Source organism: Herminiimonas sp., assembly GCF_030655415.1.
Genome location: NZ_JAURVN010000002.1, coordinates 22,381 through 42,345, shown reverse-complemented (window position 1 = coordinate 42,345; position 19,965 = coordinate 22,381). Strand labels below are relative to the sequence as shown.

Below are 19,965 nucleotides of genomic sequence, written 5' to 3'. Positions count from 1 at the left end.
TAGCGAAAATTAAAAATGAGAAAAATCTTTTTTAGCGCCATTGCGCGCATGACTGCCGCAATATTTATTTGCGCTTGCAGCTATGAAAATTCATTTGCTGAACAATCTAACCAAAAGGTTAGGGCAGGAGATCATGCTGTAACAAAGCAGGGTTCATTTATGTGCCTCACTGCAGATGGAGCAAGCGCATTTGTTGAACATGCTATTCAAGGTGAAAAAACAAAGCTAGAACAAATACTTAAAACTGGGAGTTGCTCTTTAGTTCGTGATGGCATGAAAGTTAAAGTACTCGCTGTTCGAGACAATGTTTCTGAAGTTGTTCGAATTGACGTCACATCCCCCACGCCGCTTTGGGTAGGAACTAAGTTGCTTCAACCAGTCTTCTTAGCGCGTTAATGAGATAAAAATAGCAGCGATGTAGATCAAGATGCAATGACTTAATATGATTCGGGGAGCGTGTGACGTTAGGCGATGGGCATTATTGGGAACGAGAGCGCTAAGAGAATAAAATTTTGGTAAAAAAAGCGCGCTCATTTTACGGAGCGCGCTTTTGTTTATGGCTTACTTAATCAAGCCATCAATTTTTTCTTCAACAGCTCGGTAAGCTGCGCTGGATTGGCCTTTCCTTTGCTGGCCTTCATCGCCTGCCCCATCAAAGCGTTGATTGCCTGCTCTTTACCGGCGCGATATTCCTCGACGGATTTCGCATTGGCTGCGAGTACGTCGTCGACAATTTTCTCCAGCGCACCGCTATCGGAGATTTGTTTCAAACCTTTCGATTCGATCACTTCATCTGCCAGCGTTGCGCTGCCCGATTTGGCTTCCCACATTGCGCTGAATACTTCTTTCGCCAGCTTGTTTGAGATCGTGCCGTCTGCGATGCGTTGCAATAACAAGGCGAGTTGTGCTGCTGCGACTGGGGAATTTGCAATCTCGATGCCTTCGCGATTCAGTGTCGACGCAACGTCGCCCATCAACCAGTTGGCAGTTGGTTTGGCTTGCTCTTTGCCTGCAATGGCCGTGACCGCTTCAAAGTAATTCGCCATTGCTTTGGATTGCGTCAATATCGCTGCATCATATTCCGACAAGCTGTAATCGCGCACAAAGCGTTCACGCATTGCGCCTGGCAATTCCGGCATAGCGGCTTGTACGCGTGCCATCCATGCTGCGCTGACGACGAGTGGTGGCAAATCCGGATCGGGGAAGTAACGATAGTCGTGCGCGTTTTCCTTGCTGCGCATTTCGCGTGTTTCTTTTTTATCCGGATCGTACAGGCGCGTTGCTTGCACGACGCGGCCGCCGTCTTCGATCAATTCGATTTGACGGCGAACTTCGTAGTTGATCGCATCTTCCATGAAGCGGAAGGAGTTCAAGTTTTTGATTTCGCAACGTGTGCCGTATTCTTTTTGTCCAACTGGACGTACCGAAACGTTGGCGTCGCAGCGGAATGAGCCTTCCTGCATATTGCCGTCGCAAATGCCGATCCATGTGACCAGTGTATGCAAAGCTTTGGCGTAGGCAACCGCTTCCGCCGCGCTGCGCATGTCGGGTTCTGTGACGATTTCAAGCAGCGGTGTGCCGGCGCGATTCAAGTCGATGCCGGTCATACCTTGGTAATCTTCATGCAGCGATTTGCCGGCGTCTTCTTCCAGATGCGCGCGTGTCAATTGCACGGAACGGATTTCTGTTTTGCCGTCGACTTCCATCGCGAACGATACGCGACCGCCTTGCACGATAGGCAAATCCATCTGGCTGATTTGATAGCCCTTAGGCAGATCAGGATAGAAATAATTTTTACGCGCAAACACCGAATGCGGTGCAATCGTTGCACCAATCGCCAGGCCGAATTGAATTGCGCGTTCGACTGCACCGCGATTCATCACCGGCAATGAGCCTGGCAATGCCAGATCGACCGGCGAAGTTTGTGTGTTTGGCTCAGCGCCGAATTGCGTCGGCGAGCCGCTGAAAATTTTTGTCTGAGTCGTCAACTGCGTATGCGTTTCCAGACCGATTACGACTTCCCACTGCATGATGTTTCCTTACTCGCTTGTTAGCGTATGTGACTGCGTATTTTGTGTGCGTGTGCGTATTTATTCTGCAGGCTGGCGCAAATGCCAATCAGTCGCTAGCTGATATTGATGCGCGACGTTCAGCAGTTTTGCTTCGGCGAAATAATTACCAATGATTTGCAGGCCAACCGGACGCTTTGCATTCTTTTCGCCCTGACCGAAACCGCAAGGGATCGACATGCCCGGCAAACCTGCAAGGCTGGTGGAAAGGGTAAAAATGTCGGCCAGATAATTTGCGACTGGATCGTCAGCTTTATCGCCCAGATCCCATGCTACTGTTGGCGCAACTGGGCCCATGATGACGTCGCATTTGGTAAAGGCTTCCTGGAAATCCTGCGCGATCAAACGGCGAATTTTTTGCGCTTGCAGATAGTAGGCATCGTAATAACCATGCGACAAAACGTAAGCACCAACCAGGATGCGGCGTTTGACTTCATCGCCAAAACCTTGCGCGCGTGTCTTGCAATACATGTCGGATAAATCGGTGTAATCCTTGGCGCGAAAGCCGTAACGCACGCCGTCGAAGCGACTCAGATTGGACGATGCTTCGGCTGGTGCGATGACGTAATACGTTGGAATCGACAGCTCGGTTTTCGGCAGCGAGATATCGACCAGCGTGGCGCCCAGTTTTTCATATTCTTTCAGCGCAGCGCGTACAGCTTGCTCTACGTCGGCGGATAAACCTTCGCCGAAATATTCGCGCGGTATACCGATTTTCAAACCTTGCAGCGGGACATTCAAATCGCGTGTGAAATCTTCTTTCTCGCGTTCGATGCTGGTCGAATCACGTTCATCGAAGCCGCACATTGCATTCAGCAACAAGCCGCAATCTTCCGCAGTTTTTGCAATCGGGCCGCCTTGATCAAGAGACGATGCAAAAGCGATCATGCCGAAGCGCGACACGCGGCCATAGGTTGGTTTGATGCCAGTGACGCCACACAAAGCGGCTGGTTGGCGGATCGAGCCGCCGGTGTCGGTTGCGGTTGATGCAGGCGTCAGACGCGCTGCAATTGCAGCAGCAGAGCCGCCGGACGAGCCACCTGGAATTGCCGTTTTATCCCACGGATTTTTGACTGCGCCGAAGTAGGAATTTTCATTCGACGAACCCATCGCGAATTCATCGCAATTCAGTTTGCCCAAGGTCACCATGCCAGCCTGGTTGAAGTTTTCAACGACGGTGGCGTCGAAGGGACTGACATAGTTTTCCAGCATCTTCGAGCCGGCGGTAGAGCGCCAGCCGCGTGTGACAAAAATATCCTTGTGAGCGATAGGCACGCCGGTCAATACGCTTGTGTCGCCACTCGCAATACGTTGATCTGCGGCGGCTGCTTGTTGCAGCGTCAGCGCTTCATCCACATGCAGAAATGAATTCAAATCGCTGGCCTTGATCCGGTCCAGGAATAACTTCGACAATTCAGTCGCAGAGACTTTTTTAGTCTGCAGCAGGACAGATAATTCTTTGATGGTTTTGGTATGCATGATCAATATCGGTGTTCGGTTGCGGAACGATGTTTGTTCCGATTGCGCGTCGCATGGTTGCTGCTGAAAACGCGCTAAAACTTATTCAATAACTTGCGGCACCAGATACAAACCATCTTGCGTGGCGGGTGCAACTTGCTGGTAGTCGTCGCGGCGATTTTCTTCGCTGACTTTGTCTTCGCGCAGGCGCAGCGACAGATCCGGCAGCAGCATGGCGATTGGATGGTTTAAAGGTTCGACGCCAGTTGTATCGACCGCGCTCAATTGTTCTACGAGCGCAAAAATGCCATTCAGCTTATCCAGAGTTTGTTCGGATTGCGCATCGGTAAGGTCAATTTGCGCGAGCGTCGAGAGGCGTTTTACATCGGAAAGTGCTAGAGACATGGTTGGATCGCGGCCGGGCCGCAGTTTAATGTTAAGAAAATCAGAAAAGAATCAGGGCGTGCAAAAGTCTTCTTGTGCCGACAAAAGCTTCACAAAATGAAGCATTACGCTTACATTTTTGGCGTTTTGGACGGCTAATTTAATGTAAATTATAAGGTAGAATATCGGGTTAATGCCTTGCTGGCGCTGATATTGGGCTGCCGCAGGTAATAAATGCTTGGTTATTCAGTTAGTTACATCGTCGCTGACTCATTACTTTCTTATTTTCTTTCATATTTATTAAGCGCGCCACCGCTGCGCACCGGGACAATTCATGTTTGGATATTTACGTAGTTATTTTTCGAATGACCTGGCAATTGACTTGGGTACCGCCAATACTCTGATTTATGTTCGTGGCCTGGGTATCGTGTTGGATGAGCCGTCAGTTGTTGCGATTCGCCAGCAAGGCGGCCCGAACGGCAAAAAAACCATCATGGCCGTCGGTAAAGAAGCCAAGCAGATGCTGGGTAAAGTACCGGGCAACATCGAGGCGATCCGCCCGATGAAAGACGGCGTGATCGCCGACTTCACAGTCACCGAGCAAATGCTCAAGCAGTTCATCCGCATGGTGCACGACACCAAACTCTTTAAACCTTCCCCACGCATCATCATCTGCGTTCCTTGCGGTTCTACCCAGGTTGAGCGCCGCGCGATTCGCGAATCTGCTCTGGGCGCAGGCGCTGCACAGGTTTATCTGATTGAAGAGCCGATGGCTGCAGCGATCGGTGCCGGCTTGCCAGTATCAGATGCGACTGGTTCGATGGTGGTCGATATCGGCGGCGGTACGACCGAAGTCGGCATCATTTCGCTGGGCGGCATGGTCTACAAAGGTTCGATCCGCGTTGGTGGCGACAAATTCGACGAAGCGATCGTCAACTACATCCGTCGTAACTACGGCATGCTGATCGGCGAACAAACTGCTGAAGCGATCAAGAAAGAAATCGGTTCGGCTTTCCCAGGTTCAGAAGTGCGCGAGATGGAAGTCAAAGGTCGCAATCTGTCCGAAGGTATCCCGCGTTCATTCACGATTTCCAGCAACGAGATCCTCGAAGCGCTGACCGATCCTCTGAATAACATCGTTTCCGCTGTCAAAAACGCACTGGAACAAACACCGCCAGAACTCGGTGCCGACATCGCTGAAAAAGGCATGATGTTGACCGGCGGCGGCGCCTTGTTGCGCGATCTGGATCGTTTGATGATGGAAGAAACCGGTTTGCCTGTGATCGTGGCCGAAGACCCGCTGACTTGCGTGGTACGCGGTTCGGGCATGGCGCTGGAACGTATGGATAAACTGGGTTCGATTTTCTCTTACGAGTAATTCGACCAAACGTTTTTATCGACACGCTTATCTAACGGGCTGACATGCACACTGTCATGAAAGCACAATTCTTTGTAACGCAAGCTGCCGCTGCAGGACGCAAGGTCCTGACAGCGCAGTCTGCACAGATGGTCTTCGGCAGGTTCGCCAACAAGCATTAAATGGAATACAGCCCGCCACCACTCTTCAAACAAGGTGCCTCGGCACGAGCAAAGATGGTGTTCTTCGCCCTGATCGCATTGATCCTGCTAGGGGTTGATTCGCACATGCGCTCGCTCGCCGTGGTGCGCCAAGTCATTTCCACCGCCTTGTATCCGTTGCAGGTTGTGGCGCTCGCACCGCGCGATGTCTTTTATTCGATAGGCGATTATTTCACCTCTCTCTCCGATACCAAGTCGGAAAACGAAAAACTCAAATTGCAGCAAACAGCCAACGCGCGCACCTTGCAGCAAGGTCAGCAACTGTTGGCGGAAAATGCGCAACTGCGTCATTTGCTCGGTACCAGCGAACGCTTGCCGGTGAAGTCAGTGATGGGCGAAATTCTGTACGACACGCGCGATGCGTTCACACGCAAGATTGTGCTGGATCGCGGGATTCAGCATGGTGTAGAACTCGGTCAGCCGGTGATTGATCATATCGGTGTGGTGGGGCAGGTCACGCGCGTGTTTCCATTTACTTCTGAAGTCACATTATTGACCGACAAGAATCAGGCGATTCCGGTGCAAGTGGTGCGCAATGGCTTGCGTAGCGTGGCGTATGGTCGCGGCCAATCGAATGTACTCGATCTGCGCTTCATGCCGACCAATGCGGATATTCAAAAAGGCGATGTGTTGGTGACTTCCGGTATTGATGGCGTTTATCCTGCGGGCCTGGCGGTTGCCACGGTGTCGCTGGTTGAAAACAAATCAGCAGATTCATTTGCGCGCATCGTGTGCCAGCCTTCCGCAGGTCTGGATCGTAATCGTCAATTGCTGATTCTGTTGACGGCGAACAAAGCCGAGCCGCGTGCGCCAGACGATACCAAAGACAAGAACGCAAAAATGACCGGCATCTTGCGGCACGCTGCAAGTCGCACCAACGGTACCTCGGGCAAAGGCATCGTTGAAACGCCGCCCGTGCCTTCATCATCTCAGCCGGCCACATCAACACGATGAATCATCAGCCACATTACATACTGTTGCCAGCCAGCCCGCTGTTTATTGCGGTTAGTTTGATAGGCGCTTTTTTACTGAACTTGCTGCCGTGGGGACAACTGATAGGTATACCGGATTTTGTCGCGTTGATCCTGGTGTTCTGGAGCATGCATCAGCCGCGCAAAGTCGGCATCGGCGTCGCATTTTGCATGGGCTTGCTGATGGATGTGCATGATGCTGCCGTGCTCGGTGAAAATGCACTGGCTTACACGCTGCTGTCTTACTTCGCGATCATGGTGCATAGACGTGTGTTGTGGTTCCCTGCCCGCATACAAGCGCTGCATGTGTTCCTGTTGCTGTTGGTGGCGCAGGTAGTTGAGCTGATCGTACGCTTGATGGTGGGTGGCAGATTTCCAGGCTGGTTGTACTTCACCGAAAGTGCTGTGGCTGCTTTGTTATGGCCGCTGGTCGCATGGATATTACTTGCGCCGCAACGTCGTGCCATCAATCGCGACGATACGCGGCCGATTTAATGTGCGACATCCGACAAGCCGGTGTTGACGCCGTATGACTGAATTAAAAAATACCGAACGCGAACTACATCTCTTCCGCCTGCGCTTATCCGTGGCGGGTGCACTGGTGTTTGTCATGTTTGCGTGTTTGATGGCGCGTTTCATTTGGTTGCAGGTGTACAAACATAACGATTATGTCGCGCAAGCCGAAGACAATCGCATTTCCGTAGTGCCGGTCGTACCTAATCGCGGCTTGATTCTGGATCGAAACGGTGTGGTCCTGGCGCGCAATTATTCGGCCTACACACTGGAAATCACACCATCCAAAATCGATGGCGATCTTGAAGCAGTAATCGATGACTTGGCCACGCTGGTCGATATCCAGCCTAAAGATCGCCGTCGCTTCAAGAAGCTGCAAGAAGAGTCGCGCAATCTCGCCAGCTCGCCGATACGCGTACGCCTGACCGACGAAGAAGTCGCACGATTTTCTGCGCAACGTTATCGATTCCCAGGTGTTGAAATTCAGGCGCGCCTGTTCCGTCAATATCCGCTCGGTGCAGTCGCCTCGCATGTCATCGGTTACATAGGCCGCATCAATACGCGTGAAGCCAAGGACATCGATGAAAGCGACGACGCGGCCAACTATCGCGGTACCGAACACATCGGTAAAGAAGGCCTGGAAAAAAACTACGAAGATAAATTGCACGGACGTACCGGCTACGAAGAAGTGGAAGTCTCCGCTGGTGGTCGTCCTATTCGTACCTTGTCGCGCACTGCCGCGACACCTGGCGATAACCTGATTTTGTCTATCGATGTTGAACTGCAAAAAGTGGTCGAGCAGGCTTTTGGCAATCGACGCGGTGCATTGATTGCGATTGAACCTTCGACCGGCGATGTGCTGGCTTACGTATCGATGCCGACCTTTGATCCGAATCTGTTTGTCGAAGGTATCGATCAGCAGAATTGGGATTTGCTGAATAATTCGCCCGATCATCCTCTGTTGAACCGTCCTTTGTCCGGTGCGTATCCACCAGGTTCTACCTATAAACCATTCATGGCTTTGGCTGCGCTAGAGCTGGGTAGGCGCAAACCGTCCGATGCGATTGCTGATCCAGGTTACTTCTGGTTTGGTAACCACAAATTCCGCGATGATAAAGAGGGCGGACACGGCATGGTCGATATGTACAAGTCGATCGTCCAATCTTGCGATACCTATTACTACTTGCTGGCCAATGATCTGGGCGTCGATACGATTCATGACTTCATGAAGCCGTTCGGCTTTGGTCAGAAGACCGGTATCGATCTCAAATTCGAACGGACCGGTGTGTTGCCATCGACGGCATGGAAAGCTGCCGCGTACAAAAAGCCTGAGCAAAAAAGATGGTATGCCGGCGAAACGATTTCGATCGGCATTGGTCAAGGTTATAACTCGTTTACTCCTTTGCAGTTGGCGCATGCAACCGCCACGCTGGCCAATAATGGCATCGTCATGAAGCCCCATCTGGTCAGAGAAATTGAAAATGGCGTAACGCGCGAACGTACGCTGACAGTGCCGAAAGAAAGTTACCGCATACCATTGAAGCAAGAGAATATCGACATCATCAAGAATGCGATGGTGGGTGTTAATAAAGAAGGTACCGGAGCCCGCGTGTTTTCAAAAGCGGAATATGTTTCCGCAGGCAAGACAGGTACAGCGCAAGTGATCGCGATAAAAAAGGGTGAAAAATATGATGCGAGCAAAATCTCGGATCGACACCACGATCACGCTTTGTACACAGCGTTTGCACCGGCCGACAATCCACGTATAGCGATCGCCCTCATCGTTGAGAATGGTGGTTTTGGTGCTGCGTCTGCTGCACCGATTGCGAAGGCTGCGATGGATTTTTATTTGCTGGGCAAGCGTCCTGACGTCAAGGCAGCTGTCAAAGCTGCACCTATTCCAGAAAATGAACTTACGGATTAATCCATGACGATTTCTCGCCCTCCGTTCAAGCATGGTTTGATGCGATTGTTATCGCATGCAAACCTGCGAGCATTGCGATCGGAGCGCGCATGAACAAGCGTTCGCCATGGCAAGTCATTCAGCCGTATGTGCAGGTATTCGATGGCCCCTTGATTTTGATCGTCGGCTTGATCCTGACCCTGGGCACGATCACGCTATATTCTGCCGGCATCGATTTCCCTGGCCGGGTTGAGGATCATGTGCGCAACATCATGATCGCCTTCATGGTGATGTGGATTGCGGCGATGATTCCGCCGCAGACACTGATGCGCTTTGCGGTGCCGCTATACATCGTTGGTGTGAGTTTGCTGATAGGTGTCGCGATGTTTGGTCTGATCAGAAATGGCGCACGACGCTGGATCAATATCGGCATGATCATTCAACCATCCGAAATCATGAAGATCGCGATGCCGATGATGCTGGCGTGGTTCTTTCAAAAACGTGAAGGCATGACGCGCTGGCGCGAGTTTTTGGTTGCGGGTTTGTTGCTGGTCGCACCTGTCGGTTTGATCATGCGTCAGCCGGATCTAGGCACATCCTTGCTGGTATTGGCTGCCGGATTTTATGTGATCTTCTTTGCCGGCTTGTCGTGGAAAGTCATCGTGGCAGCCGTGATAACAATGCTGGCCAGTTTGCCGATAGTCTGGACCATGATGCATGACTATCAACGAGGCCGGGTACTGACGCTGATTGATCCAACCACTGATCCGCTAGGCAAGGGATTTCATATTATCCAATCGACGATTGCGATTGGTTCTGGTGGCATGACTGGCAAAGGCTGGTTGAATGGCACGCAGGCACATCTGGAATTTATTCCCGAACGCACCACAGATTTTATCTTTGCAGTCTTTTCAGAAGAGTTTGGCCTGATCGGAAACAGCATCTTGTTATTGCTATATTTATTGCTGATCGGGCGCAGCATGATTATTGCGGCGAATGCACCGACCTTGTTCAGCCGATTATTGGCGGGCGCGATCACGATGATTTTCTTCACCTATGCATTTGTGAACATGGGCATGGTCAGCGGTATTTTGCCGGTGGTCGGCGTACCTTTGCCATTTGTCAGTTATGGCGGTACCGCATTCGTCACGCTCGGTTTGGGCGTGGGTATTTTGATGAGCATACAGCGCCATAGAAAATTGATGCAAAGCTGATATGAGACTGTAGGTTCACTGCTTGCCGTCAGCGTGACAGGCAAGCAGCCATCATCAGGAGTAAGCAATGCAATTGAATTTCTTCACATCCAATTTTTACACCTCGCGCATTCTGGTCTTGCTACCGATTCTAGCGCTGGCTGCCTGTAGCAGCGTACCTCTCGAAACCTCTACATCCGGCAAGCCACAGGCGCGTTCTGGTAGCGCAACGCATCCAGTATTGCCGCCCGCCGGTTCCGGTCGCGGTGGTTATTACAAAGATGATGGTCCGGGCGATGTGACGCCAGAAGGCTTGCTGGAATTGCCAGACGCAGAGCCGCGCATTGAGCCGTATTCAACGCGCGGTAACAAGCCTTACGTGGTGTTCGGTAAAAAATATACGCCGATTACCGATGAGCAGCCTTTCAAGCAGACTGGGCGCGGTAGCTGGTATGGCAAGAAATTCCACGGTCAAAAAACTTCATCCGGCGAACTCTACGATATGTACAAAATGTCGGCCGCACACCCGACTTTGCCGATTCCTTCGTATGCGCGCGTGACGAATATCAGCAATGGCAAACAAGTGATCGTGCGCGTTAACGATAGAGGCCCGTTTCATTCGAGCCGCGTAATCGATCTGTCGTACACCGCGGCTTTGAAGTTGGGTTACATCGGGCATGGCAGTGCTGAATTGCAAGTCGAGCGTTTGTTGCCGGCTGATATAGAACAAATTCTGGCGAATGAAGGCAACGCATCTACATCCGCTGTCGCGATGGAGGCGGTTGCGATGCCGGTTACGGAGGCTACGCAGTTGGCACCAGCGGCGATACAGCCGGTTGCGTTTGTACCGGAGCGGAATGCTTCGTCAACAGTGACTACAACTACGAACGTGGTGACAAATACGACGCCAATTGCGAGTGGATTTTATTTGCAGTTCGGCGCGTATTCACAAGCGGCCAATGCAGAAAGCGTACGCACACGTCTGGCGCAAGATGCGGGCAATGCCTTGCCGCAGTTGACGGTCGAACCGTCGAACAATTTATTCCGTTTGTACAGTGGTCCGTTTGCTACGCGCGAAGCCGCCGCGGCTGCCGCTGCGCAAGTGCAGGGAACCGCCGGCGTTAAACCATTTGTGGTTCAGCGTTAATCTTCATCCGCTTCGCTGTTGGCTTTCATTTGCAGCGCACGGTCATACAAGGCATTTTTCTTTTGTCCTGTGATGTGCGCGGCAAGTGTCGCCGCCTGTTTGACTGAGCATTCCTGTAAAAGAATCGTCAGGATGCGTTCGGCTTCAATTTCATCCTGATCACCGGCGGCAGGTGCGCCTTCCAGCAGCACGACAAACTCACCTTTTTGCCGGTTCGCTTCCGCATTGATCCACGCATGCGCTTCGGCCAATGTGCAGCGATGAATTTCTTCAAACATCTTGGTGAGTTCGCGTGCGAACACGACGTGCCGGGCCGGCTCGAACATCGCTACCAAGGCATCTACGGTTTCAATGATGCGATGCGGCGCTTCGTAAAACACCATCGTCGCAGCTACGCTTTTTAGATTGAATAAAACTGTTTCGCGCTGTTTGGTTTTGGCTGGCAAAAAGCCGACGAAATAAAATTGATCATTCAGCAAGCCGCTGGCCGATAACGCCGCCACTGCAGCAGATGCGCCCGGCAAGGGCACGACGCGCAAGCCTGCATTACGTACCGCATCAACGATGCGTGCACCCGGGTCGGATACTGCAGGTGTGCCGGCATCCGATACCAATGCAATCCGTTCGCCCGCCTGCAAACGGCGGATCAATGTTTCCGCCACTTCACGCTCATTATGTTGATGTGCCGCGATGAGTTTTTTTGACAAGCCATAGCGCGTTAAAAGATGGCCGGTATTGCGCGTGTCTTCGCAAGCGATGGCATCGACTATCGATAAAGTGTGCAAAGCGCGCAACGATATGTCACCTGCGTTCCCGATCGGAGTGGCCACCACATATAATGTCGCCGAAGGATAAGTCTGCCGCTCGACGTCGCGTACTACTTCATGCAATAAATTCGGGAGTGCATCATGCAAGGTGTCTTGCATAAGCGGCAAGATCGTGGATGTGCTGTCGGTTGGTTCAGTCATTGGGAGAATCGGATGTTGGGAAATTTAGCGAGAATGTTTGTGCTGGCTGCGGCCATCAGCGGATTGTGCGCGCCTGTACAGGCAAATACAACTGCTGTTATCGGTGGCGCTATCAACGCGGCTAACAGCGCTTTTCCAAGTGTAACCGGCATTCAAGCCCAGCGTTCAGTCTTGGATCGTATGCAACTCGCGCAAACCGATCTTGCTTTGCCGCGCGAAGACAACGACGATTTGAGCAACGGCCCGATTATCGAAGCGGTGGAAATGCCAGTAGTCGTTACTCGTCTGCCACCTGTAAGAATTGCGCTGTTATTGCCACGTCGCTCAGAGTCACTGGCACAAGTTGCTGACGCGGTGCGTTCCGGCTTCATGGCGGCGTATCAATACGAGCCAGCAAACATAGTCGTGAATCTGGTGGAAACCGGCGATTCTGCACAAGACGTATTGTCCGGTTATCTGGATGCTGTGATGCGTAACGACATTGTGGTCGGTCCATTGACGCGCAGTGGCGCGACCGCGATTGCGCAAAATGGCAACGTTAGTAAACCGACGATTGCATTGGCCCAACTCGATGCTGCAGATGGCACTGAAATGCGCTTGCCAACAAATATGTTGGTGATGGGTTTGTCGATAGAAGATGAAGCACGTCAGATCGCCGATTGGCTGGGCGCGCGCAAGGTTGGACTCAAGGCATTTGCGATTTCTACCAATGCATCGTGGCAGCGTCGTGCGGTAAAAGCATTTACGACGGAATGGCGTCACCTCGGCCTGGCATCAGAAGCGATGGAGTTAGGCATGACCGGCACTTTCATCAATGCCAACGCGCTGGTGCAATTGAAAAAACGCATACAGACTGAAAAGCCGGCACTGATTTTTGTCGCGCTCGATGCCGCACAAACCATACAACTGCGTTTGGCGATCGGTGGTGACGTACCTTTGGTTGGCACCTCGCAGTTGAATCCGCTGGCTTTGGCTGATTGGGCGGGCGCGGATAAATTGATGGATCTGGAAGGCGTGCGTATGCTCGATATGCCATGGCAATTGCAGTCTGATCACGCCGCCGTGATGGCCTATCCTCATTTGACCAAAACTGGCGAACAGCGCATCAGTCCTGATATCGAACGTCTGTATGCGCTAGGCATCGATGCTTATCGGGTCGCACACAATATCGCGATCAAGCAAAACGAATTCAATCTGGATGGCGTAACCGGCAAACTGGCAATTCGTTTTGGTCAGGGCGCACCACATTTTGATCGCATCATGCAGCCAGCAATTTATCGCGACGGCATCGTGCAGCCGCTGGAAACGCCTTGATACGCGTATGCGTCTACCTGCCTTCCTGAGTCGGCCGCGGACTGCCAAACAGATCAGCGGGCAAATCGGCGAGGACGATGCGCTCGCTTATTTACAGCAACAAGGTTTGACGCTGGTAGAACGTAATTTCCGCTGCAAAGGTGGCGAAATCGATCTGATCATGCAAGCGAAGGACACACTGGTTTTTGTCGAAGTCAGAAAGCGTGCCGACAAGGATCACGGTGGTGCAGCCGCCAGCGTCACGCCCGCCAAGCAAAAACGTCTGATCATTGCGGCGCACATTTTTCTGCAGCGTTACAAGATGCCACCCGCCTGTCGCTTCGACGTGATTGCAATCGATGGCAACGAGATGAGCTGGCTGAAAAACGCAATCGAATCCTGAATCCTCCCATGCCATGCGACTTCTCGCGATGGACTGCTCTATAATTCACGACACCATGATCAATCAACGCATACTCAGCCACTTCCATGAAAGTGCCGAGCTGAAAATTCAAGCCGCCTCACTATTGGCGCGTCCTATCGAACAAGCGGTGGAACTAATGTTCGGCGCCCTGTCTAACGGGAACAAGATTCTGGCCTGCGGCAATGGCGGTTCTGCTGCTGACTGCCAGCATTTTTCGGCGCAGTTGGTGGGACGTTTTGAAAGAGAACGTTTGCCATTGCCAGTGATTGCACTGACAACCGACACCTCGATCCTGACCGCCATCGGCAACGACTACAGTTACCAGGAAATTTTCAGCAAGCAGGTACAGGCATTCGGGCAATCCGGCGACGTCTTGCTCGCGTTGTCGACATCCGGTAACTCGGCCAATGTGATTGCCGCCATTGAAGCAGCGCTTGAGCGCGATATGCGGGTAGTCGTAATGACCGGCAAAGGCGGCGGCGCGATGGCAAAATTAATTACCGATGCAGATGTACATATCTGCGTCCCGCACGACCGTACTGCACGCATACAGGAAGTGCATTTATTAACGATACATTGTTTGTGCGACGGCATCGACGTCGCATTATTTGGAGGGGATGAGAATGATGGATTTGAAGCGTAGTTTGAATGCAGTACGACGTCCGATGGCTGCCGCACTGATTTGTGGTGCTGTGCTGGTAAGTCTGCAAGGTTGCGTCGGCATCATGGTCGGCGGCGCTGCAGTTGGTGCGCTGGCAGTGACTGACCGCCGCACAATCGGTGCGCAGACGGAAGACAAGGCAATCGGTTTCAAGGCTGACAGCCGTATTTACAGTGTTATTCCGCAAAGCGATAACGTTAAGGTCACCAGTTTCAACCGCAAGGTTTTGTTGACGGGTGAAGTGCGTGCCGAAGCATCGAAGGCAGCCGCCGAGCGTGAAGTGGCTGCAATCGAGGGTGTGCAATCGGTCATCAATGAGCTGGGCATAGGCGAAGCATCCAGCTTCTCGTCACGTTCCAATGACACGCTCATTACTGGCAAGGTCAAGGCATCGTTCCTGGATCAGAAAAATTTCTACGGCAATGCTGTCAAGGTGGTGACCGAGCGTGGCATCGTCTATCTGATGGGACGAGTAACCGAGCGTGAAGGCAATATTGCGGCTGACATTGCGCGCGGCGTAGATGGCGTGCAAAAAGTGGTCAAGGTTTTTGAATACATCTCGGAAGAGGAATACCGTCAGCTCACCACGACAACAGACAGCACACCACCAAAATAGTCATAAATAATACCGCCGACCAACAATCGGCGGTTTTGCGATGCTATATTAAGCCGCGCGACAGTTTGTCGCGCGGCTTTTTCATTGGGAGAGACCATGACAGCAGTGCTCGTTTTACTAGCCATCATCGCAGTCGTCATATTCTGGGGTGTTGGCGTTTATAACCGCATCATCGCTTTGCGCAATTATTTCCAGAATGCGTTTTCTCAAATCGATGTGCAGCTCAAGCGTCGCTACGACCTGATTCCTAATTTGGTCGAAACCGCCAAAGCCTATATGGCGCATGAGCGCGAAACCCTGGAAGCCGTTATCTCGGCGCGCAATCATGCGGTCGATGCCAACAACAAAGTCTCCGGCAATCTGGCTGATGGCACTGCATTCAAACAGATGGTCGCTGCAGACGGTGTGCTGAACGCATCGCTCGGTAAGCTGTTTGCATTGTCGGAAGCCTATCCCGACTTGCAGGCAAATCAAACCATGATGCAATTGAGCGAAGAACTCAGTAGCACGGAAAATCGCATCGCCTTTGCACGTCAGGGTTACAACGACAGCGTGATGTCATACAACGTAGCGATCCAGCAGTTTCCCGGTTCGGTGATTGCCAATTCCTTCGGTTTCAAAACCGCAGAGTTGCTGGAATCGACAGAGTCGCCGGAAGAACGCAAAGCGATCAAAGTTGCGTTCTGAGCGTTAAGTGCATCAACATTCAGCAGTGGGCGAGCGTAGCCGCATGGGTCTAGCCTCTGTGTCCGTGCGTCATACGCGCGCAGCAAAATCCCGCGCAGCGACATGAATTTCTTCGAGCAGCAAGATCACGCAAGACGGCAGACCAAAATGCTGGTGCTGCTGTTCGCGCTCGCCGTGATTGCCATTGTGCTTGCGGTTAATTTTGCGATGGCCTTGATTTGCATCTACGCACAAGGCGGCTCTTTCTCAGGCCCCCACTCATATCCACGCGGATTTTTCGAAACCAATACGCTCATCACGCTGATATTGATAGGCGGCGGCACCTTGCTTGAGATGTTTAATCTACGTGATGGTGGCGACGCCGTGGCGCGCATGGCCGGTGGCCGCATGGTCGAGCCGAATACGCGCGACATGTTGGAACGCCGTTTGCTGAACGTCGTGGAAGAGATGGCGCTCGCATCCGGCATTGCCTGCCCTAAGGTTTATTTGCTGGACAAGGAAGCATCGATCAACGCATTCGCAGCGGGCTACAACCCTAATGAAGCCGTCATCGCCGTCACGCGCGGCACGCTTGATCGCTTGACGCGCGATGAACTACAAGGCGTGGTTGCGCATGAATTCAGTCACATTCTGAATGGCGATATGCGTTTGAATATTCGCTTGATCGGCGTGTTGTTTGGCATACAGATGTTTGCCGATTTCGGCAGACAGATTATGGAAGCCGGTGTGCTGGTCACCGAAGAAGATTCCTTGGTCAAGAAACGTACGCCAGTGCACATCGCATTTTTTGTAGTTGGCGCTACGCTCTTTGCTATCGGTTATATCGGCTTGTTCTTCGGACGAATAATCAAATCGGCAGTCTCGCGGCATCGTGAATATTTGGCCGATGCCAGTGCCATTCAATTTACGCGTAATCGCGATGGCCTCGGCAATGCCTTGCGCAAGATCGGTGGCTTGATGAAAGAAGGGCGTGCTGTCTCGCAGATCCAGCACAGGAATGCAGAGCAGCTGTCGCATTTTTTCCTGAGCGCAGTACGGCCCAGTTTGTTGGCAGGATGGTTTGCGACGCACCCATCGTTGTCCGAGCGCTTGCGCCGTATCTATGGACGCGATGTGGCAATGATGGATGCGCCTACGCTCGCTGTCCGAGAACTTCCTACTTCGCCAGCGCTTGCTGATATTCCGTATGCTGCTACTGCGCTGGTCGATGCAGTGGAAAATGCGCATGCCGCCAGCGATGAAATCGTCGCAGTTGCGACTCAGGCATACGGAGTAAGTACGCTCGCCAAAATCAGATTGTGTCCAGAGATCGACCGCGCAGTGCATGATCCATACGGCGCTCCCTTGCTGGTTTACGCGCTATTGCTTGATCCTGCTCAAGATCAAAGTCCGCAGCAAAAATGTTTGATTGAGCATCTGCCAAAACAAGCTGATCAGGTTATAAAACTTGCCGCCGCGATTGCACGTTTACCAGCCAATGCGCGTTTACCTTTACTCGATTTGGTGGTGCCGGCACTGCGGCAATTACCGATGGCAGATCGTGATGCCATGCTCTCGCAATTTCAACGCATGATAGCCAGCGATCATCGTGTGAGCTTGAATGAATTCGTTTTGCAAACTGTACTGGTGCGCCGTCTTGCTGCACAGGCGAATCGCGCGGTGCATGTTAAATATTCCGTAGTGACTGAGCTGAAACCGGAATGTCATGTTTTGTTTTCTCTGGTTGCACATGTGGCAGCGCCATTGTTGCAACACCCTGCTCATTCCTTGTTTATGCGCGCGGCAGATTTTTCTCCGCATCTGTTTCTGTGTGAAAAAGACTTAATAGCGATCTCTGCTTTGAGTTACGGAAAAATAAAAACCGCATTGGACAAAGCCAATCAGTTGGCACCATTGGCGAATCCCGCATTGATCAAATCCTTGCTGGCAATCGCCGGTGAATCGCCCTTGCCGCTATCGTTGGCCGATTTGCTGCGAGCAATGTGCGCAGCGATTGAAGCGCCTATGCCAGCCGCAGTCGCCACTGTCTACACCGCATCAGGGTGGCCGGATGCCTCATTGTCATAAAAGCTGATAACTATCCTTAGCTTTTCCGACTAAACACTGAGCGCTGGACCTGACTATAATGGGCGCAGCTTCAAAGGTAAAAGTACACAGGCGTCACATCCCGGATTGTCGATTATGCAAACATCAGTTCCCGCAGCTCCCAAACGTAACTGGCTCAAGCTGGTGGCATTACTTATTGTCATCGCGATCGCTGTGGTTGGTTACTTGTCGGTGTCGCATAAAAAAGTGATTCCGGACGTGACCTTCGTCAATTTGCAGGGCAAGAAAATCACATCACAGGATTTGCGCGGCAAGGTTGTGATGATTAATTTTTGGGCAACCTCGTGCGTGACTTGCGTGAAAGAGATGCCTGAGATGATAGAGACCTTCAAGAAATACAATGCGCAAGGTTTGGAGTTTGTTGCAGTCGCTATGGCTTACGATCCACCTAACTATGTGTTGAATTTTGTCGAGACGCGCAAGCTGCCATTCACCGTGGCGCTTGATACGCAAGGTACGCTGGCAAAATCTTTTGGTGATATTCAATTGACGCCGACCACGTTGGTGATCGACAAGGATGGTCACATCATCAAGAAATATGTGGGGGAACCTGATTTCCCCGCCTTGCATCAGTTGCTGGAAAAAGAACTGGCTGCTTGAGTTGATGGTCTAGGTTATTGCAAACCGTATTACTGAATTCAAGCGCGGGATTTCTTGCCGCCGCTCACACGTTCGATGTTTGCCAGATCACGCCAGCTTTGTACTTCCGTGTAGCCATCTTGCTTCAATAAGTCACGTACAGCTTCAGCCTGATCGTAACCATGCTCCATCAATAACCAGCCATCGTCAGACAGATAATCTGCGGCCTGTTTGCTGATAATGCGCAATGCCGACAAGCCATCTGCATGATCGGTCAACGCATCTATCGGCTCAAAGCGTAAATCACCTTCAGATAAATGACGATCGTCAGCGACGATATAAGGTGGGTTGGAAACGATCAAATCAAATTGTTGTTCAGCGACTTGCTCTGCTAATGCCGTGAACCAGTCACTACGCAAAAATTCAACTTCAACCTGATTATTTTGTGCGTTGCTTTGCGCGACAAGCAATGCGCTTTCACTCACATCGAGTGCGGTAACTTGCGCATCGCGACGCGTGTGCGCAATCGCAATGGCAATTGCGCCAGAGCCGGTGCCCATATCCAATACGCGACCATCTTGCGGCAAATGCTGCAAAGCCAATTCAACCAGCAATTCAGTATCCGGACGCGGAATCAACACAGCAGGATCGACTTTAAATGTCAGCCCGAAAAATTCGCGTTCGCCCAGCAAGTAAGCCATGGGCTCACCTGCGACGCGACGTTGAAACAAGGTGTTGAGTTGCGTTGCTTCAGCATCGCTGAATGCGCGCTCGGCTTGCGTGATCAGTTGCACGCGGGTCAATTGCGTGACGTGACCAATCAGCATGCGCGCCTCCAGTTGCTCTACTGGCGCGCGCTGCATGACGGCAGCAATCGTAGTGCCTGCAAGAATAGGCGTCATGTGCGCGAGCGTATTAAAACGAAGCGTATCCAGACTTTTTCTGGAAAGCAGTGCGCAGCAGGAAGATGGCAATCACGACGAACCACACCAGCGACCATTGTGGCAAAGACAGTCCAAGGATGGGTGCATATGCGGTCGTGCATAAACCATCAGCCTGAAACAAAAACGGCAGCAGCTTGGCGGTAGGAATCGTATTCAACGATGTTTCCAAAGGATCGATGCCGCAAGATACGGTTGGGTTGGCCTTGATATAAATGTGCCAGCCCGCGACACCGGCGCCTGCGAGAGATGCCAATGAGGCCAAGGCTGCACCAACTTTGGCGGTCGCCTCTTTACGGAATGCGCTAATCAGGCAGATGATGGCGATTGCAGCAAACGCGTAACGCTGGATCACGCACAGCGGACATGGCTGCATATTTTCGACATGCTGCAGATACAGTGCAAAGGCTAACAGCGCCAATGATACGAAGGCGACTGCGAGTAAAACGGGTTTAGCTTTTTTCATTGTTTGAT

At 51.9% G+C, this 19,965-nt stretch carries 20 protein-coding genes; 14 read left to right on the top strand and 6 right to left on the bottom strand.

The features are described 5' to 3' along the window. The first annotated feature begins 15 nt into the window (after positions 1–15). Entirely contained in the window at positions 16–396 is a 381-nt protein-coding gene (locus tag Q7T66_RS00255) for a hypothetical protein (RefSeq protein ID WP_304931221.1), read from the top strand. Positions 397–569: 173 nt separating this feature from the next. Here the strand turns inward: Q7T66_RS00255 and gatB are convergent, their stop codons facing one another. From gatB to gatC, 3 genes are all read right to left on the bottom strand, one after another. Beyond that, positions 570–2,030 (bottom strand): Asp-tRNA(Asn)/Glu-tRNA(Gln) amidotransferase subunit GatB, encoded by a 1,461-nt coding sequence (gatB, locus tag Q7T66_RS00250; protein WP_304931220.1) that lies wholly within the window; start codon positions 2,028–2,030, stop codon positions 570–572. A gap of 60 nt (positions 2,031–2,090) precedes the next feature. Next, a complete protein-coding gene (gatA, locus tag Q7T66_RS00245; protein WP_304931219.1) occupies positions 2,091–3,548 on the bottom strand; it encodes an Asp-tRNA(Asn)/Glu-tRNA(Gln) amidotransferase subunit GatA in 1,458 nt (485 codons plus the stop codon). 81 nt (positions 3,549–3,629) lie between these two features. Continuing rightward, the gene (gene gatC, locus Q7T66_RS00240) at positions 3,630–3,932 is read right to left on the bottom strand and encodes an Asp-tRNA(Asn)/Glu-tRNA(Gln) amidotransferase subunit GatC (protein WP_304931218.1); all 303 of its coding nucleotides are present in this window, start codon (positions 3,930–3,932) and stop codon (positions 3,630–3,632) included. 313 nt (positions 3,933–4,245) lie between these two features. On the opposite strand from gatC, the gene Q7T66_RS00235 reads away from it, so the two are divergent. The 6 genes from Q7T66_RS00235 (at position 4,246) to Q7T66_RS00210 (ending at position 11,216) form a co-directional block, all read left to right on the top strand. Continuing rightward, positions 4,246–5,289 (top strand): rod shape-determining protein, encoded by a 1,044-nt coding sequence (locus tag Q7T66_RS00235; RefSeq protein WP_112990254.1) that lies wholly within the window; start codon positions 4,246–4,248, stop codon positions 5,287–5,289. 161 nt (positions 5,290–5,450) lie between these two features. Further along, entirely contained in the window at positions 5,451–6,443 is a 993-nt protein-coding gene (gene mreC, locus Q7T66_RS00230; RefSeq protein ID WP_304931217.1) for a rod shape-determining protein MreC, read from the top strand. Further along, positions 6,440–6,955, top strand: coding sequence for a rod shape-determining protein MreD (gene mreD, locus Q7T66_RS00225; RefSeq protein ID WP_304931216.1), 516 nt, complete (start codon positions 6,440–6,442; stop codon positions 6,953–6,955). The genes mreC and mreD overlap by 4 nt, the downstream gene beginning before the upstream one ends. Before the next feature lie 34 nt (positions 6,956–6,989). Further along, positions 6,990–8,897, top strand: coding sequence for a penicillin-binding protein 2 (mrdA, locus tag Q7T66_RS00220; protein ID WP_304931215.1), 1,908 nt, complete (start codon positions 6,990–6,992; stop codon positions 8,895–8,897). Positions 8,898–8,986: 89 nt separating this feature from the next. Beyond that, on the top strand, positions 8,987–10,090 hold the full coding sequence (gene rodA / locus Q7T66_RS00215) for a rod shape-determining protein RodA (RefSeq protein ID WP_304931214.1): 1,104 nt from the start codon (positions 8,987–8,989) through the stop codon (positions 10,088–10,090). A 67-nt stretch (positions 10,091–10,157) separates the two neighbouring features. Then, on the top strand, positions 10,158–11,216 hold the full coding sequence (locus Q7T66_RS00210) for a septal ring lytic transglycosylase RlpA family protein (RefSeq protein ID WP_304931213.1): 1,059 nt from the start codon (positions 10,158–10,160) through the stop codon (positions 11,214–11,216). Here Q7T66_RS00210 and rsmI read toward each other — a convergent pair. Further along, the gene (gene rsmI, locus Q7T66_RS00205) at positions 11,213–12,184 is read right to left on the bottom strand and encodes a 16S rRNA (cytidine(1402)-2'-O)-methyltransferase (RefSeq protein WP_370691582.1); all 972 of its coding nucleotides are present in this window, start codon (positions 12,182–12,184) and stop codon (positions 11,213–11,215) included. The genes Q7T66_RS00210 and rsmI overlap by 4 nt on opposite strands. Positions 12,185–12,196: 12 nt before the next feature. Here rsmI and Q7T66_RS00200 point away from each other — a divergent pair, with 12 nt between their 5' ends. From Q7T66_RS00200 to Q7T66_RS00170, 7 genes are all read left to right on the top strand, one after another. Next, the gene (locus Q7T66_RS00200; protein WP_304931212.1) at positions 12,197–13,498 is read left to right on the top strand and encodes a penicillin-binding protein activator; all 1,302 of its coding nucleotides are present in this window, start codon (positions 12,197–12,199) and stop codon (positions 13,496–13,498) included. Positions 13,499–13,505: 7 nt separating this feature from the next. Further along, positions 13,506–13,880: a YraN family protein gene (locus Q7T66_RS00195; protein WP_304931211.1), complete on the top strand. Its 375-nt coding sequence runs from the start codon at positions 13,506–13,508 to the stop codon at positions 13,878–13,880. A gap of 55 nt (positions 13,881–13,935) precedes the next feature. Beyond that, positions 13,936–14,544 (top strand): phosphoheptose isomerase, encoded by a 609-nt coding sequence (locus Q7T66_RS00190; protein ID WP_304931210.1) that lies wholly within the window; start codon positions 13,936–13,938, stop codon positions 14,542–14,544. Continuing rightward, positions 14,525–15,178: a BON domain-containing protein gene (locus Q7T66_RS00185; RefSeq protein ID WP_304931209.1), complete on the top strand. Its 654-nt coding sequence runs from the start codon at positions 14,525–14,527 to the stop codon at positions 15,176–15,178. Before Q7T66_RS00190 ends, Q7T66_RS00185 begins: the two co-directional genes overlap by 20 nt. Positions 15,179–15,274: 96 nt before the next feature. Further along, on the top strand, positions 15,275–15,865 hold the full coding sequence (locus tag Q7T66_RS00180) for a LemA family protein (RefSeq protein WP_304931208.1): 591 nt from the start codon (positions 15,275–15,277) through the stop codon (positions 15,863–15,865). A gap of 102 nt (positions 15,866–15,967) precedes the next feature. Next, the gene (locus Q7T66_RS00175; protein ID WP_304931206.1) at positions 15,968–17,932 is read left to right on the top strand and encodes a M48 family metallopeptidase; all 1,965 of its coding nucleotides are present in this window, start codon (positions 15,968–15,970) and stop codon (positions 17,930–17,932) included. Positions 17,933–18,046: 114 nt separating this feature from the next. After that, positions 18,047–18,571 (top strand): TlpA disulfide reductase family protein, encoded by a 525-nt coding sequence (locus Q7T66_RS00170; RefSeq protein ID WP_304931204.1) that lies wholly within the window; start codon positions 18,047–18,049, stop codon positions 18,569–18,571. Positions 18,572–18,609: 38 nt separating this feature from the next. On the opposite strand, the gene prmC is transcribed toward Q7T66_RS00170, so the two are convergent. Both prmC and Q7T66_RS00160 read right to left on the bottom strand, forming a co-directional pair. Then, a complete protein-coding gene (prmC, locus tag Q7T66_RS00165; protein WP_304931203.1) occupies positions 18,610–19,452 on the bottom strand; it encodes a peptide chain release factor N(5)-glutamine methyltransferase in 843 nt (280 codons plus the stop codon). Positions 19,453–19,465: 13 nt separating this feature from the next. After that, positions 19,466–19,957 (bottom strand): disulfide bond formation protein B, encoded by a 492-nt coding sequence (locus Q7T66_RS00160; protein WP_304931201.1) that lies wholly within the window; start codon positions 19,955–19,957, stop codon positions 19,466–19,468. Positions 19,958–19,965: the final 8 nt, after the last annotated feature.

Coding starts and splice junctions, on each gene's coding strand:
- Q7T66_RS00160 (WP_304931201.1), bottom strand. CDS start 19,957: ATGAAAAAAGCTAAACCCGTTTTACTCGCAGTCGCCTTCGTATCATTG.
- Q7T66_RS00180 (WP_304931208.1), top strand. CDS start 15,275: ATGACAGCAGTGCTCGTTTTACTAGCCATCATCGCAGTCGTCATATTC.
- gatC (WP_304931218.1), bottom strand. CDS start 3,932: ATGTCTCTAGCACTTTCCGATGTAAAACGCCTCTCGACGCTCGCGCAA.
- gatA (WP_304931219.1), bottom strand. CDS start 3,548: ATGCATACCAAAACCATCAAAGAATTATCTGTCCTGCTGCAGACTAAA.
- Q7T66_RS00235 (WP_112990254.1), top strand. CDS start 4,246: ATGTTTGGATATTTACGTAGTTATTTTTCGAATGACCTGGCAATTGAC.
- Q7T66_RS00170 (WP_304931204.1), top strand. CDS start 18,047: ATGCAAACATCAGTTCCCGCAGCTCCCAAACGTAACTGGCTCAAGCTG.
- Q7T66_RS00185 (WP_304931209.1), top strand. CDS start 14,525: ATGATGGATTTGAAGCGTAGTTTGAATGCAGTACGACGTCCGATGGCT.
- mrdA (WP_304931215.1), top strand. CDS start 6,990: ATGACTGAATTAAAAAATACCGAACGCGAACTACATCTCTTCCGCCTG.
- Q7T66_RS00210 (WP_304931213.1), top strand. CDS start 10,158: ATGCAATTGAATTTCTTCACATCCAATTTTTACACCTCGCGCATTCTG.
- mreD (WP_304931216.1), top strand. CDS start 6,440: ATGAATCATCAGCCACATTACATACTGTTGCCAGCCAGCCCGCTGTTT.
- rsmI (WP_370691582.1), bottom strand. CDS start 12,184: ATGACTGAACCAACCGACAGCACATCCACGATCTTGCCGCTTATGCAA.
- Q7T66_RS00175 (WP_304931206.1), top strand. CDS start 15,968: ATGAATTTCTTCGAGCAGCAAGATCACGCAAGACGGCAGACCAAAATG.
- mreC (WP_304931217.1), top strand. CDS start 5,451: ATGGAATACAGCCCGCCACCACTCTTCAAACAAGGTGCCTCGGCACGA.
- rodA (WP_304931214.1), top strand. CDS start 8,987: ATGAACAAGCGTTCGCCATGGCAAGTCATTCAGCCGTATGTGCAGGTA.
- Q7T66_RS00255 (WP_304931221.1), top strand. CDS start 16: ATGAGAAAAATCTTTTTTAGCGCCATTGCGCGCATGACTGCCGCAATA.
- prmC (WP_304931203.1), bottom strand. CDS start 19,452: ATGACGCCTATTCTTGCAGGCACTACGATTGCTGCCGTCATGCAGCGC.
- Q7T66_RS00190 (WP_304931210.1), top strand. CDS start 13,936: ATGATCAATCAACGCATACTCAGCCACTTCCATGAAAGTGCCGAGCTG.
- Q7T66_RS00200 (WP_304931212.1), top strand. CDS start 12,197: ATGTTGGGAAATTTAGCGAGAATGTTTGTGCTGGCTGCGGCCATCAGC.
- gatB (WP_304931220.1), bottom strand. CDS start 2,030: ATGCAGTGGGAAGTCGTAATCGGTCTGGAAACGCATACGCAGTTGACG.
- Q7T66_RS00195 (WP_304931211.1), top strand. CDS start 13,506: ATGCGTCTACCTGCCTTCCTGAGTCGGCCGCGGACTGCCAAACAGATC.